The following is a 14,747-nucleotide window of genomic DNA, read 5'->3' on the forward strand; positions in this document are numbered from 1 at the left end:
CTCAGCTGTAAGCAAAAATCCACCGGAACGCGCCTACGTGGACAACCCACGTCCATAGCCGCCCCCCCACCGTGAGACCCAACGACCTGTACCGCAAGTCCCCACCGCAATCTCGTCATGCCGGCGATGCCCTCCAGCGATCGGGCGACCGGTGCAGATACGACGGCGGCCCCGGAACCGCAATCGGTTCCCGGCCCCCCCTCGTATTGCCGATACAGTCAGAGCCCGCTCAGCCCTTCGTCAGTTCGGCGACGGCCTCGAGCGCGAGCTTGTAGCCGAGGAAGCCGAGGCCGGTGATCGTGCCGGTGGCCACCGGGCTGATCACCGAACGCTTGCGAAACTCGTCGCGCGCCGCCGGGTTCGAGATATGCACCTCGATGAGCGGCATGTCCGCGTCGAGCACCATGTGCGCCGCGTCGGCGAGCGCATACGAGTAATGCGTGAACGCCGCCGGGTTCATGACGACCGCCTTGAGCTGCTCGGCGGCCTCGTGCATCCACTGCACCATCTGCGCCTCGTCGTCGGTCTGCCGCACGTCCACGTCGAGTCCGAGCCCTTCGCCCCACTGCGTGCACAGCCTGCGCAGCTGCTCGAGGTCCTGCCTGCCGTACACGTCCGGCTGGCGCACCCCGAGGCGACCGAGGTTCGGCCCGTTGACGACGATCACCTTGACCGGCTCATTTTCGGCCATATCCACTCCATTCCTTGGAAAACGTTGTCAGCCCCATGATAGTGCGCGACGATGCCGGGCGTCGTGCGCGTTACGCCTGCTGGCGCACCCGTTCGAAGGCCTTGCGCACCGCCTGAGGGTCGGGGTCGTCGAGGTGGAATGGCCTGCCGATCTCCTCGAGGCCGACGAAGCGCAGCGTGTTGCCGCGCGCCTTCTTGTCGCGGTGCATGAGCGCGAGCACCTCGTCGAAATCTGCGCCGTTCCACGAGGTCGGCAGCCCCAGACGCTCGAGCAGGTCGTAGGTGTATTCGACGGTCGGCCGGTCGAGGTGCCCGGTCAGGTTGGACAGTTCGGCCGCGTAGACCATGCCCACAGCGACCGCGTTGCCGTGCCGCCAGCGGAAATGCTCAAGCTGTTCGATCGCATGGCCGAAGGTGTGCCCGTAGTTGAGGAACTCGCGCAGGCCGGCCTCCTTGAGGTCGGCGGACACATGGTGGGCCTTGACGCGCACCGTGCGTTCGATGAGCTCGGCGACGACCGGCTTGAGCGGCGAGTCGAGGAAGGTCTCGCCGTCGAAGGCGCGCAGTTCGTCGGCGTGGTCCTCGAGGATCGTGAGGATCTCGGGGTCGCGGATGAAGCCGGATTTGGCTACCTCGCCGAGTCCTTCAATGAAGATGTCGTTCGGCAGCGACGTGAGCGTGCGCAGATCGGCGAGCACGCCGGCAGGCGTGTAGAACGAGCCGACGAGGTTCTTGCCCTGCGGCGTGTTGACGCCGGTCTTGCCGCCGGTGGACGCGTCGACCATCGCGAGCAGCGACGTCGGGCAGTTCACGTAGCGCACGCCGCGCATCCACGTGGCCGCGACGAAGCCGGCGAGATCGGTGCAGGCGCCGCCGCCGAGACCGACGATCGCGTCGGAGCGCGTGAAGCCCTCGTTGCCGAGCCGCTGCCAGATGCCGTCGGCGACCTGGACGGTCTTGCCGGCCTCGGCATCCGGGATCATGATGTCACTCACCTGATAGCCGGCCTTGCGCAGGATCGCGCGCGCACGGTCGGAGTGCCGCTGCACCGACTGCGTGTGGATGAGCGCGACGCGCACCGGCCTCTCGCCGAGCACGTCGGGCAGATGGTTGAGCGCTCCCTCGCCGATTCTCACGTCGTAGGGTTCGATGCCCGCGCCGTCCACATGGACGATGCCTTCGTTCGTCATGTCGATCATCTTCCTTGCCGCTGCCTTGGGCGTCATGCCGTGCGTGCGCACGATTACGTTCGCCACCTTCCTGTAGATCGGGTCGCGCTTCTCGTAGAGCGCCATCCAGCGCGCGTCGGCGTCGCCGTCGAGCATCGGGCGTCCGCCTCCCCTGCGCGCGCGTTCCATCGCCTCCGCCGGATCGGCGAGCAGATAGATGACGCGTCCGCCGTGCGCGGCGTAGTCATGCAGCGCCTCGCGCACCGCCGGCGTCATCGGCGCGCCGCCGCCGAGCGCGTAGATGCCGTCGAAGGAGACGAGCGTATCAGCGACGACGCGCCGTTCGACGTCGCGGAACGCCGCCTCGCCGTGTCGGGCGAAGTACTTCGGGATCGACATGCCGATCTCGTCCTCAATCTGCTGGTCCGCGTCCTCGAAGCCGATGCCGAGCATCTGCGACATCTCCTTGCCCAGACGTGTCTTGCCGGCGCCCATCATGCCGACGATGACGGCGGCCGGGCGCCTGCGCGCGCCGGCGCCGTGTCTGCTGTGCCTTGCCATGGCCGTCCCTCCGCGCGCTCAGCGCATGTGCTCGGGCCAGGAGGCGAGGTACGACTCGATGTTGCGGCGCGTCTCGTCGACGCTGTCGCCGCCGAACTTCTCGAGCAAATACTTGGCGAGCGTGAGCCTGACCATCGCCTCGGCGACGACGGCCGCCGCCGGCACCGCCGTGCTGTCGGAACGCTGGTTGATCGCCTGCGCCGCCTCGCCGGTCGTCACGTCGACGGTGCGCAGCGCCTTGGGGATCGACGGGATCGGCTTCATCGCGGCGCGCACACGGATCGGCTGCCCGTTGGACATGCCGCCTTCGATGCCACCGGCGCGGTTCGTCAGCCGTTCGATGCGGCCGTCGGCGCCGGCGACCATCTCGTCGTGCGCCTGCGAGCCCGGGCGCATCGCCTCGAGGAAGCCGTCGCCGATCTCGACGCCCTTGATCGCCTGGATGCCCATGAGCGCCGAGGCGAGCGCCGCGTCGAGCCTGCGGTCGGATTCCACATAGGTGCCGACGCCGGCGGGCATGCCGTAGGCGATCACCTCGATGACGCCGCCGAGCGTGTCCGCGTTCGCCTTCGCCTCGTCGATGCGGGCGACCATGCGCGCCTCGGCCGTCTTGTCGAGTGTGCGCACCGGGGACGCATCGAGCATGTCGACGTCGTCGGGCGTCGGCAGCGGCATCGTCGTCGGATCGTCGACGCCGACACCACCGATCGAGACGACGTGGCTGACGGTGCGCACGCCGGCCACCTGTTCGAGCAACTGGCGCGCCACCTCACCGAGCGCGACGCGCGACGCCGTCTCGCGCGCGCTCGAGCGTTCGAGCACCGGACGGGCGTCGTCGAAGCCGTACTTGCGCATGCCGGTCAGGTCGGCGTGGCCCGGACGCGGACGGCTCAGCGGCGCGTTGCGGCCTTCGCGCGCGAGCTCGTGGTCGAGCGGGTCGGCGCTCATGACCTCGGTCCATTTCGGCCATTCGGTGTTGCCGATCTCGATCGCGATCGGCGAGCCGAGCGTGCTGCCGAAGCGCACGCCGGTGAGCATGCGCACCTGGTCCTGCTCGAACTTCATGCGCGCGCCGCGGCCGTAGCCGAGACGGCGCCGGGCGAGCGCCCCCCGGATGTCGTCCGACGTGATTTTCACTCCTGCGGGGACGCCCTCGATCATCGCGACGAGCGCCTCGCCGTGGGATTCACCGGCGGTCTGCCAACGCAACATGCCAACTCCTTTGGTCCGTGGGAAAACTGTGACTATCTTAACGGTATGCCGTACCTTTGCTGCCTTCCGGGACTGCTTTGTGGAATCGCGGCGTGCGTGACCGACCTCAGGCGGCGCACGGTCCCGCGGCGGCTGATCATGACCGGGATCGCGATCCAGCTGCTCGCATGCGTGCTACTGGCGTGGCTCGGCGCCGATCCGGCCGCGCCGCTGCGCGCGTGCGCCGGTCTTCTGTGCGGCGCGGGGATCCAGCTCGCGTTCGCCCTCGTGCGTCCTGGCTCGCTCGGCTTCGGCGACGTCACGGCGAGCGCGCTCGTCGGCTGCGCCGTCGGCGTGTTCGGCCCAGCCGCCTTCGTGCTGTGGTGGCTCGGGATGGCCGCGCTTGGCATGCCGTGGCTCGCGGCGTGGTCCCGGTATACGAAACGGCGCCCCGGCATCGATGTCAGGGCGCCATTCGTGCCGGTGATTGTCGCGGCGGGGCTGTTCGCCGTGCTTGCGACGCTCGTCTGAGGTTCGGACGCAAGCGTTCGGGCGCGGGCGCGCACCCGAACCGGTCAGTTCGCGTGCTCGTTGTTGGCCTTGTACTCCTGCACGTATTGCTCGAACTGGTCATAGTTGGACGTGAACTTCGTCTCGCCGGTCTTCAGGTCGGTCGTCACGAAGTACAGCCAGTCGCCGTCCTCGGGGTGCATCGCCGCCTGGATCGCGTCGTCGCCGGGGTTGGAGATCGGCGTCGGAGGCAGCCCCTTGTTCACGCGCGTGTTGAAGGGGTTCGAGCCGTCGTTGAGCTGCTCGTTCGTCAGCTCGGTGCCTTTGATCTTGAATCCGTAGGCGACCGTCGAGTCCATGCCGAGCGGCATGTCGTCCTTGAGCCTGTTCTCGATGACGCGGCTGACCTTGCCGTAGTACTCCTGCGAGTTGACCTCGGCCTCGACGATCGACGCGATGATCAGGATGCGTTCGCGCTGGTCGCCTTCGGGTACGCCGAGCTCGTTGAGCTTCTCGATCCTCGCCTGCACCATCTGCTGCAGGATCGAGGCAGGTGTCGGATTCTCGCCGATGTTGTACACGCCGGGTTCGAGCCAGCCCTCGAGCTCGCCCTTCGCACAGGCGGGCAGGATCTGGCCGGTCTTCGTGGCGTCGGACGCGTAGTCCTCGAATTCCTTGAGCTCGATGCCGGAGGATTCGGCGGCCGTCTTGAGCACGTCGTCGAGGCGTTCGCCCTGACGCACCTCGACGAAGCCCTTCGCGTTGCCCTCGTCGGAGAGGATCTTCGCGGCGGCCGACGCCTTCATGTGGCGTTTGAGCTCGTAGGTGCCCGGATACAGCGTGTAGGAGTTGCTTGCGACGACGGACGTGAACGCGTCGACCGATTTGATGACGTCCGCGCGCTGCAGGCCTTCGGCGATCTCGGCGACGCCCTGTCCGGACTCGACGGTGAAGGCGACGTCGCCCTCCCCCGGCCCTGGGTAGTCGTCGACGACCGCCGTGTCGGCGAGCGTGCTGCGACGCCACTGCTTGACCTTGCCGACGGCGAAGACGCCGACGCCGATGCACAGCGCGACGACGATGATCGATGCGATGACGACGATGAACCGCTTGCGGCGCTTGCGCTTGCGGTGCCGGCGCATATCGCGGCGCGAATGCGGCGGCTTCGGCGGCCGTGGCGTCTCGTCGCCCCCGGCGGCGGGATGGTCGGCTCCGGTGCCGTCATCCCATGCGTCGTCGCTGAAAAAATCGTGCAAATCCTCAGGCACTCTCACTCCTCTGAACCGTGCGCGTCGGCGCGACGTCCGTCCAACGCCGTCTGCAGGATCGTCACCGCCGCCTGCTGGTCCACGACGGCGCGGTGCCGACGGGTGCCCAGCTGCGCGGCGGACAGCAGACGATGCGCGTCGACCGTCGTCAGGCGTTCATCCACGAGCATAATATCAGGCATCCAGTCGATGCCGGACAGTTCGTCTTCCATTTCGGCCGCGAGCCGCCTGTCGAGCGACTTCGCCCACCGGCGCGCCTTCTTCGCGCTCGCCCCCTCGGTGCCGTCCATCTGCAACGGCAGGCCGACGACGACGCGTTCGACGTGCTCGTCCTCGATGACGTTGAGGACGTCATCGAATGCCTGAAAATAGTCACCGTGCACGGTGACGTTGCCCGCAGGGTGCGCGAAGGTCAGCTCCGGGTCGGACAGCGCGAGTCCGACCCGGGCATTTCCTAGATCGATGCCTAACCAGACCATGTGGCGAAGGCTCAGCCCTTGCGCGCGTCCTTGATGAGCGCCGCAACGGCGTCGTCGACCTTCGACGCGTCAGAGCCGCCGCCCTGGGCGAAGTCCGGCTTGCCGCCGCCACCGCCGCCGAGGATCTTCGATGCGCCGCGCACGAGGTCGCCGGCCTTGATGCCTTCCTTGCGGGCCGCCTCGTTCGTCGCGACGGCGACCATCGGCTTATCGTCCTCGTTGACGCCGGCGAGCGCCACGACGACCGGGCGGTCGTCGCCCAGACGGTTGCGGATGTCCATGACGGTCTTGCGCAGCACGTCGAAGGAACCGAAGTGGCCGACGTTCTTCGCCGCCACGACTATCGGCGCATTGGAGCCCTTCGCATCCTCGACGATCTGCGGGACGGACGCGGCGAGCTGTGCCTCGTACATCGCCGCCAGACGGCGGTCGGAGTCCTTGAGCTTGGCGAGCAGCGTGTTGACGCGTTCGGCGAGCTCGTCGGGGCGCGCGTTGAGCGTGTCGGACAGCTGCGAGACGAGCGCGTGCTCGCGGGCGTTGAAGTCGTAGGCGTCCTGACCGACGAGCGCGTCGACGCGGCGCACGCCGGAGCCGACGGAGGCTTCGGACATGATGTTGACCAGGCCGATCTTGCCGGCGAAGTCGACGTGCGTGCCGCCGCACAGCTCACGGCTCCAGCCGTCGTCGCCGATTGTGACGACGCGCACGACATCGCCGTACTTCTCGCCGAACAGATGCATCGCGCCGAGCGCGATCGCATCGTCGAACTTCATCTCCTGCGTCGAAACGTGCAGGTTGTCGCGCACGCGGTCGTTGACGCGCGCCTCGACAGCGCTCATCAGCTCCTTTGTCGGCGCCTTCGGCCACTGGAAGTCGAAGCGCAGACGGTTCGGGGCGTCCTCGGAACCGCGCTGCGTCGCCTGCGGGCCAAGCTCCTCGCGCAGCGCCTTGTGCACGATGTGCGTCGCGGTGTGCGAACGGGCGATCGCGCCACGGCGTTCAATGTCGATCTCGGCGGTCACTTCGGCGCCGACAACAAGCGTGCCCTCGACAAGGCGGCACTGGTGCACAATGAGGTCCTTGATCGGCTTCTGCACGTCGTCGACCTCGAGCACGGCGCCGTCGTCGGAGACGATGTCGCCCTGGTCGGCGAGCTGTCCGCCGGCCTCGGCGTAGAACGGCGTGCGGTCGAGGATGACCTCGACGGTCGCCGGCGCGGAGACGGCCGGCACGGCGCCGACGCCCTCCATCATGATGCCGAGGACACGGCTGCGCGATGTCATGTCGGTGTAGCCGAGGAACTCGATCGGCGCCTCGAGCTTGTTCTTGAAGTCGTCGTATTCGCTCAGGTCCACGTTGTGGCGCTTCTTGAGCGCGTCCTGACGGGCGCGGGACTTCTGCTCGTTCATGAGCTCGCGGAACTTCTCCTCGTCCACCTTGACGCCCTGCTCGGCCGCCATCTCGAGTGTGAGTTCGATCGGGAAGCCGTAGGTGTCGTGCAGCGTGAACGCGGCGTCGCCGGAGACGACCGGCTGCGCGTCGTCCTTGCCGGCCTGCGCCTTCGCCTTGTTCACGGCCATGTCGAAGATCTCGATGCCGTTCGTCAGCGTGCGGCGGAACGCGTCCTCCTCGCCGTAGGCGGCCTCGGAGACGTCGTGGAAGGTGTTCGCGAGCTCCGGATAGTTCGGCTCCATCGCGGCCTCGGAGACCGGCAGCAGCTCGGGCATGACCGGCGTCGTGACACCGAGCACGCGCATCGCCTCGATCGTGCGGCGCAGCAGGCGGCGCAGCACGTAGCCGCGGCCGGCGTTGCTCGGACGCACGCCGTCGCTCATGATCATCAGGGCGGAGCGCACATGGTCGGCGACGACGCGCATCTTGACGTCAGCGTCCTTGTCCTCGCCGTACTTGATGCCCGAAAGCTTCTCGGCGGCCTCGATGACCGGGAAGACCTCGTCGGTCTCGTAGATGTTCTGCTTGCCCTGCAGCAGGTAGGCGAGACGTTCGAGGCCGGCGCCGGTGTCGATGTTCTTGTGCTTGAGCTCGCCGGCGATGTGCAGTTCGGTCTTCGACTTGACGTTGTCGACCATGTAGTTCTCGAAGACGAGGTCCCAGATCTCGATGTAGCGGTTCTCGTCGGCGATCGGGCCGCCCTCCTTGCCGTATTCGGGGCCGCGGTCTACGTAGATCTCGGAGCACGGGCCGCCGGGGCCGGGGCCGCCGGTCGTCCAGAAGTTGTCCTCCATGCCCAGGATCTGGATGTGCTCAGGGTCGACGCCCTCGTTCTTCCAGATCGCGCGCGCCTCGTCGTCGTCGGTGAAGGTGGTGAACCACAGCTTCTCGACGTCGAATCCGTAGCCGCCCTGCTCGACCGGGGTCGTCAGCAGCTCGTAGGCGTAGTGAATCGCCTCCTCCTTGAAGTAGTCGCCGAAGGAGAAGTTACCGAGCATCTGGAAGAAGGTGCCGTGGCGCGTCGTCTTGCCGACCTCGTCGATGTCGAGCGTGCGCACGCACTTCTGGTTGCTGGCCATGCGGTGGCTCGGCGGCGTCTGCTCGCCCATCAGGTACGGGATGAACGGCACCATGCCGGCGATCGTGAAGAGCGTCGTCGGGTTCGGCGAGATGAGCGAGGCGGATGGCACGATGAGGTGGTCCTGCTTCTTGAAGTAGTTGAGATATCGCTGGGCGATCTCCGCGGTGCGCATTGCTTGCGGCTCCTTACGTACTTGGATGTCCATGGATGGATGAAAGCGATGGATGATATGAAAAACTTGAAAGACTACAGACTACAACGAACGGCCGGCATCGGCAATGCCAACGCCAACGCGAGCGATGGGCCGCGCACGTGCGCATGTCCGTGTGCAAAACCCATGCGGGTGTCGTATGCAGCGTGCGGCCGGGCGTCCCTACGAAAGGCGGTCCATGTAGCGGCTGTTGAGCTCCGCCTCGCGGGCGCGGCGCACGTCGGTGAACTCGGTGATGAGTCCCTGCAGCGTGCGCATGCCGACGTGTTCCTGATCAGGTCCGAGCAGGAACTGACGCGCCTTGTCGGGGGTGTTGGCCTTCACGTAGGCGTTGGCCTTGCTGACGGCGATGACGCCGGCGATCATGCCGAGCGCGATCCACAGTAGACGTTTGCGCATGGGTCACTCCCCTTTGGTTGCGGTGGCGGTCTTGGCGTCCTGCGCCGGCTGCTGGCCCTTGTTCATGAACGAGCGCGCCGTGGTCCTCAACGCGTAGAAGGTCGAGGCGAGCTTGATGATCGGCTTGCCGAGGAAGGATCCGTACAGGTTCGTCAGCGCGCCGATGTTGTTGGCGGTGCTCGAGGCGGCCGACGAGATCTCGTTGACGTCGGCGAGCGACTTGTTGACCTGCTGCACCGTCGTCACGCCCTCGTCGAGCGCGGGCAGCGCGTGGTCGCCGGTCTCCTTGACGGTGTCGGCGAGCTGGTCGAACAGCTTGCCGAGGCGGATCAGCGGATAGATCAGGAATCCGGCAAGCACAGCGAAGGCTATCGCCGCGATCAGACCAGCAATTTCTCCAGCACCCATGTTCTCGTGCACCTCTTTCCTGTTACGACGTGCATGTCACGACGCGTTGTTCCTACCCGCATCAGGGTACCCAATCGCCCAGACGGGGTGATCAGCGCCGGTTGTAGGAGATGACGGCGAGCGCCGAGGCGAAGTCGGCGTCCGTGTCCAGATCGAATTCGCTGACCGATCCGTTCGCCGGCCGCTCGCTCAGGTCATAGCCCTCCGGCGCGAAGCGCTGCATGAGGCTCAGCAGCGTGTTGCCATGGGAGATCTGCAGGATGTGGTCGCCGTCTTCAAGGTGCGGGTTCGCGGCGATGAGCGCGTAGCCGCCGGCGATGCGCCGCCAGTATTCGTCGTCCGATTCGGCGTCGTGGAAGGGGTCGGCCTCCTTGAGGAAGTCGCGGGTCGCGGCGACGCCGTAGCGTTCGACGATCGCGTTGTAGGTGGGCGCCCCGTGCGGACCGCCGGCGGCGAGCCACGCCATGTCCATGTCCTGTCCCTCGTAGTAGCCGTAGCATTGTTCGCGGAAATGCATGTCGCTGATCAGCGTCGGACGCGCGTGCCCGTGGGCCGTGTTGACATCGAGGATGCGTTCGGCGGTGACCTGCGCGCGAGTCGTATCCGAGCAGTAGGCGGCGGCGAAGTCGACGTCGGCGAGCAGCTGACCGGCATGCGTCGCGTCGTCGAGCCCCGCGTCGGTCAGCGGCGAGTTCGACCATCCCTGCAGGCGGTTGTATCGGTTGAAGAGGGTCTGTCCGTGGCGGACGAGATGCAGATGAAGGATCATGGTTACCGATTATCGCACTTGGCTGCCATAATCGGCTCATGCGTGATTTTCTTATTCGCTGGGCGATCCTGACGATCGCCGCGGGCGTCATGGTCGTGCTGCTGCCCGGCATGCACGTCGTCGGACATCCCCCGATCCTCGGCGTCGCCGCGTTCTCGTTGTTCATGGCACTGCTCAACGCATCGATCAAGCCGGTCGTGCAGATGCTTGCACTGCCGTTCTCGATCCTGACCTTTGGGCTGCTCGCCCTCGTCATCAACTGGCTGTTCATGGAGCTCGCCTCGTGGCTCGCGATCAGCCTGTTCGACGTCGGCGTGACGATCGACGGCTTCCTGTGGGCGGTGCTCGGCTCGCTGATCATGTCGATCGTCAGCGGCATCGTCAGCGCCGCGTTCTCCTCCTGACGCCGTCCACTCCCCTGTTGCGACAACACGCAAGGCCCCGCGATCTGCATCGCGGGGCCTTGCGCTGTATGTCCTTATACTGTATCGATTTACAGTACGTGAATCCAGATCAGCGGGCGTAGAATTCGACCACGTACTGGATGTTGACCTGCACCGGGATCTCCTCCGCCTCGGGCTTGCGGGTCAGCGTCGCCTTGAGCTGGGCGAGGTTGACGTCCAGATAGCCGGGGACCGGCGGCAGCACGTCGCGGTGCGTGCCTTCGGCGGCGATCTGGAACGGGACCATCGTCTGGCTCTTCGGCTTGACCTGGATGGTCTGGCCCGGCTTGACGCGGTAGGACGGGCGGTCGACGATGTTGCCGTCGACGAGGATGTGGCGGTGCACCACGAACTGGCGGGCCTGCGCGGTCGTACGGGCGATGCCGGCACGCAGCACGAGGGCGTCGAGGCGGGTCTCGAGATCGGTCAGCATCGCGTTGCCGGTCTGGCCCGCGGTGTGCGTGCCCTTCTCGTAGGCGGCGCGCAGCTGCTTCTCGGAGATGCCGTACTGGGCGCGCAGACGCTGCTTCTCGCGCAGACGGACCGCGTAATCGGATTCGGCGCGGCGACGGGTGCGGCCATGCTCACCAGGGGCATACGGACGCTTTTCGAAGATGCGCTGAGCCTTCGGGGTCAGTGCGATGCCGAGGGCGCGCGAGAGGCGCACCTGACGGCGGGAACGCTGAACGTTCGTCATTGGTTTGTATCCTTCTTTGTTCTGTCGTTGTCTGAACGGAACACGGCGTGGGTCCCACGCCATGCGAGCCAGCCTCTCCAGCGCTTCGCCGTGCAAGCACGAACGATCCCGTGCGGGACCGCCGATCCGCTGATGGGCCAAGGCTCCAGACGATGCCATCCCACTCGAGACGGCACCAATCGACGATTGTACACCTCAGCCATGGACGAACGACGCGCGCCGCCCCGCCGCGCCTCAGAGCTTCTCGATCGGCGCGACGCGCAGCATGAGCCGCTTGACGCCGGCGGAGCCGAAGTCGACGGTGATGATCGAGTTGCGGCCCTTGTCTTGCGTTTCAAGCACGGTGCCCAGACCGAAGCTGTCGTGCGACACCTTGTCGCCGACGCGGAAGTCGTTGATGTCGAGACGGTTGTCCTTATCGAGCGACGACGCCGGCTTCGGCGACGTCCTGCGCGTCGTCACCTTCCCCGAACGCGACGATGACGAATGGGAGGATGCCGCCGAACCGAAGCGCGACGAACGCGACGACGGCGACGAGCTCACGCCGTAGCTGAAGTGTGCGCCGCCCGACGTGGACGACGAGGACGACGAGGATCGCTCGCGCGCGGCCGAGCCGAAGCGCGGCGCGGCGTCATCGGAGGAACGCACGCGCGACGACGAGCCATATGAGGATGACGAGCCGTAGGAGGAACCATAGGACGATGAGCCGTAGGAGGAACGGCCATACGAGGACGAACCTCCATAGGACGAACCGCCATAGGACGGTTCGGTGAAATCGTCGTCCCAGCCGCCGAACTCGTCGAGACCCTCTTCCCAGTCGTCGCGGCCGCGCGAGCCGCCGGCGGCATGCCCCCAGCCGGAGCGCATGCGTTCGACGCCGGCCTCGCGGCGCTTCCAGTCGATGAGGCCGTCAGGAATCTCGTCGAGGAACTGGCTCGGCATCATCTCGCTCGCCCTGCCCCACTGCGCACGCACGGCGGCGCGCGTGAGATACAGGCGACGCTTGGCACGCGTGATGCCGACGTACGAGAGACGCCGTTCCTCGCTCAGCTCGCTCGTGTCCTCCATCGCGCGCGAGTGCGGGAACGTGCCCTGCTCCATTCCGGTAAGGAAGACGACCGGGTATTCGAGTCCCTTCGCCGTGTGCAGCGTCATCAGCGTGACCTTGCCGCTGTCCTCGGCCTCGTCGGGCAGCTGGTCGGAGTCGGCGACGAGCGCCGTCGTCTCAAGGAAGCCGGCGAGCGTGGCATCGGGCGTGTTCTGCTCGTATTCGGCGGCCACCGACTGCAGCTGCGACAGGTTCTCGACGCGTGACTGGTCCTGCGGGTCGGTCGACTTGCGCAGCTCCTCGAGCAGGCCGCTTTGCGCAAGCACCTCGGCGACGACCTGCGAGGGCTGCCGGTCGTGCTCGGCGGCGAAGGCGCGCAGCTGCGTCATCATCGCGGCGAAACGCCTGAGCGGGTTGAGCGTGCGCGTCGTCATCCCCTCGATCCGTTCGGCCTGTTCGACGCCCTGCCAGAAGGTCAGCCCACGCTCGTCCGCCCAAGCCGTGACCATCGATTCTGCACGTGCGCCGAGGCCGCGTTTGGGCACGTTGAGGATGCGGCGCATGTTGATGCCGTCCGCCGGGTTGACGATCGCCTGCAGATACGCGAGCGCGTCCTTGACCTCACGGCGTTCGTAGAATTTCGTGCCGCCGATAAGCTGGTAGGGCACATGCGACTGGATGAGCCCCTCCTCGAGCGAGCGCGACTGCGCGTTCGCCCGGTACATGATGGCGATGTCGGAGTAGCGCAGCCCCTCCTCCTGATGCAGCCGGCGGATCTCGTGGGCGATCCAGTGCGCCTCGAGCTGCGCGGTGTCGGCGGCATAGCCGGTGATCGGCGCGCCCTTACCGGCGGCCGTCCACAGTTTCTTCGGCTTGCGTCCCTCGTTGTGCGCAATGACGGCGTTCGCGGCGTCGAGGATCGTCTGCGTGGAGCGGTAGTTCTGCTCGAGCATGATTGTGCGCGCGTCCGGGAAGTCCTGTTCGAAGTCCTGGATGTTGCTGATGTCGGCGCCGCGGAACGCGTAGATCGACTGGTCGGAGTCGCCGACGACGGTGATCCACGCCGGTCCCTGACGGCCGACCCCGGGCGCGTCGGGCGCGGGACGCTCGCCGGAGTCGACGCCGGCGAGCTCGCGTACAAGCACGTACTGCGCGTGGTTCGTGTCCTGGTATTCGTCGACGAGGATGTAGCGGAACTTGCGATGGTAGTATTCGGCGACGTCCGGCTGCGTGCGCAGCAGTTCGACGGTGCGCGCGATGAGGTCGTCGAAGTCGACGGCGTTCGCGAGTGCGAGCCGGTGCTGGTATTCGGCGTAGACGATCGCGTAGATCTCCTCGACGTTGCCGACCCGTCCGATGCGGAAGCCGCGCGTGCCGGGACGGAAGTCGGGCGCGTACTGGGCGAGTGTTTCACGCACGCCGGTGAGGTTGTTCTTGTAGTCGGAGATGCGCGCGAGGATCTGGCGCGGCGTGTAGCGCTTGATGTCGATGTTGAAGTCGGTGGCGATGAGTTTGACGAGGCGTTCGCAGTCGGCGGTGTCGTAGATCGTGAACCCGGATTTCAGGCCGATCCGTTCTCCGTCGCGACGCAGGATGCGCACGCATGCGGAGTGGAACGTGGAGACCCACATGCGCTGCGCGACCGGACCGATGAGCGCCGACAGGCGTTCGCGCATCTCGGCGGCGGCCTTGTTCGTGAACGTGATCGCGAGAATCTGGCTCGGCCATGCGCCGAACTGGGTGAGGATCCATGCGATGCGGCGCGTCAGCACGCGCGTCTTGCCGGATCCGGCGCCCGCGCCGATGAGCAGCGCGGGACCCCGGAACTGCACGGCCTGTGCCTGCTGCTCGTTGAGGTCGCCGACGAGTTCCTGCGGCGAGCGGACGATGACTTCCGGATCGTTGTGCACTGTCGTGTCCTTTCGTTGCCTGCGTTCGCATGTGTTCGCCATGCCCGCCCCGGAGGCCGCGCGTCTGCGTCCCGGGCGACGCCCCTACGGATGGGTGGTTTCCGTTACGGTCGGCATCGGTCGTGCGCATCACACACGGCGCTTCACCCACTCGTTACGGGTGGCACCTGGCGAAAACCGGCTTTCATTTTTAGCACACGCTTTGGTCAGTCGCCGTGCCGGCGCCGCACGCCTCGGCAAGGACCACGCGCCTCCCGTAACAGCGCACTTCCCATACAAGGTGAGGGGACGCATACATAAGAGATTAGAGACATAGATATAGAAGATCGAACTACCCGTAAGCGTGCGCTACCCGTAGCGCAGGCGTCCTCGTCATTTGCACGGCGTAAGCTGAATCGCCATCACCAGCCGACGTTCGCGCCGCCGTGTCCGATCGGCGCGGCGCGCACGAACGTACTCAC

13 protein-coding genes are annotated in these 14,747 nt (G+C 66.5%); 2 read left to right on the forward strand and 11 right to left on the reverse strand.

Translation table 11 applies throughout. The features are described from left to right. Positions 1-229: 229 nt before the first annotated feature. From aroQ to aroC, 3 genes are all read right to left on the reverse strand, one after another. Positions 230-691, reverse strand: coding sequence for a type II 3-dehydroquinate dehydratase (gene aroQ, locus G606_RS0100005; protein ID WP_026644284.1), 462 nt, complete (start codon positions 689-691; stop codon positions 230-232). Positions 692-761: 70 nt separating this feature from the next. Continuing rightward, positions 762-2,420 carry a bifunctional shikimate kinase/3-dehydroquinate synthase gene (locus G606_RS0100010; protein WP_051198213.1) on the reverse strand — a complete coding sequence of 553 codons (1,659 nt, stop codon included), beginning with the start codon at positions 2,418-2,420 and terminating at the stop codon, positions 762-764. 18 nt (positions 2,421-2,438) lie between these two features. Further along, on the reverse strand, positions 2,439-3,632 hold the full coding sequence (gene aroC, locus G606_RS0100015; protein WP_026644286.1) for a chorismate synthase: 1,194 nt from the start codon (positions 3,630-3,632) through the stop codon (positions 2,439-2,441). Positions 3,633-3,677: 45 nt separating this feature from the next. Between aroC and G606_RS0100020 the strand changes: the two genes are divergently transcribed. After that, positions 3,678-4,142: a prepilin peptidase gene (locus G606_RS0100020; protein WP_026644287.1), complete on the forward strand. Its 465-nt coding sequence runs from the start codon at positions 3,678-3,680 to the stop codon at positions 4,140-4,142. A gap of 44 nt (positions 4,143-4,186) precedes the next feature. Here G606_RS0100020 and mltG read toward each other — a convergent pair whose 3' ends face one another. From mltG to G606_RS0100050, 6 genes are all read right to left on the reverse strand, one after another. After that, complete coding sequence (mltG, locus tag G606_RS0100025; RefSeq protein ID WP_026644288.1) at positions 4,187-5,389, reverse strand: endolytic transglycosylase MltG; 1,203 nt, start codon at positions 5,387-5,389, stop codon at positions 4,187-4,189. A gap of 2 nt (positions 5,390-5,391) precedes the next feature. Further along, a complete protein-coding gene (gene ruvX, locus G606_RS0100030; RefSeq protein WP_026644289.1) occupies positions 5,392-5,868 on the reverse strand; it encodes a Holliday junction resolvase RuvX in 477 nt (158 codons plus the stop codon). A gap of 11 nt (positions 5,869-5,879) precedes the next feature. Beyond that, positions 5,880-8,573, reverse strand: a complete 2,694-nt coding sequence (gene alaS, locus G606_RS0100035; protein ID WP_026644290.1) for an alanine--tRNA ligase — start codon at positions 8,571-8,573, stop codon at positions 5,880-5,882. A gap of 201 nt (positions 8,574-8,774) precedes the next feature. Further along, positions 8,775-9,011, reverse strand: a complete 237-nt coding sequence (locus G606_RS0100040; RefSeq protein ID WP_026644291.1) for a hypothetical protein — start codon at positions 9,009-9,011, stop codon at positions 8,775-8,777. 3 nt (positions 9,012-9,014) lie between these two features. Beyond that, positions 9,015-9,419 (reverse strand): DUF948 domain-containing protein, encoded by a 405-nt coding sequence (locus tag G606_RS0100045; RefSeq protein WP_026644292.1) that lies wholly within the window; start codon positions 9,417-9,419, stop codon positions 9,015-9,017. Positions 9,420-9,510: 91 nt separating this feature from the next. Beyond that, positions 9,511-10,188, reverse strand: coding sequence for a histidine phosphatase family protein (locus tag G606_RS0100050; protein WP_026644293.1), 678 nt, complete (start codon positions 10,186-10,188; stop codon positions 9,511-9,513). Between the two features lie 38 nt (positions 10,189-10,226). On the opposite strand from G606_RS0100050, the gene G606_RS0100055 reads away from it, so the two are divergent. Continuing rightward, positions 10,227-10,592 carry a phage holin family protein gene (locus G606_RS0100055; RefSeq protein WP_026644294.1) on the forward strand — a complete coding sequence of 122 codons (366 nt, stop codon included), beginning with the start codon at positions 10,227-10,229 and terminating at the stop codon, positions 10,590-10,592. 109 nt (positions 10,593-10,701) lie between these two features. Here the strand turns inward: G606_RS0100055 and rpsD are convergent, their stop codons facing one another. Both rpsD and G606_RS0100065 read right to left on the reverse strand, forming a co-directional pair. Then, positions 10,702-11,328, reverse strand: coding sequence for a 30S ribosomal protein S4 (gene rpsD / locus G606_RS0100060; protein WP_024541410.1), 627 nt, complete (start codon positions 11,326-11,328; stop codon positions 10,702-10,704). Positions 11,329-11,562: 234 nt separating this feature from the next. Then, positions 11,563-14,328: a UvrD-helicase domain-containing protein gene (locus G606_RS0100065; protein ID WP_051198217.1), complete on the reverse strand. Its 2,766-nt coding sequence runs from the start codon at positions 14,326-14,328 to the stop codon at positions 11,563-11,565. Positions 14,329-14,747 lie beyond the last annotated feature (419 nt).

The sequence above is a fragment of the Bifidobacterium sp. AGR2158 genome (genome assembly GCF_000424225.1).
Classification (GTDB): Bacteria; Actinomycetota; Actinomycetes; order Actinomycetales; family Bifidobacteriaceae; genus Bifidobacterium; species Bifidobacterium anseris.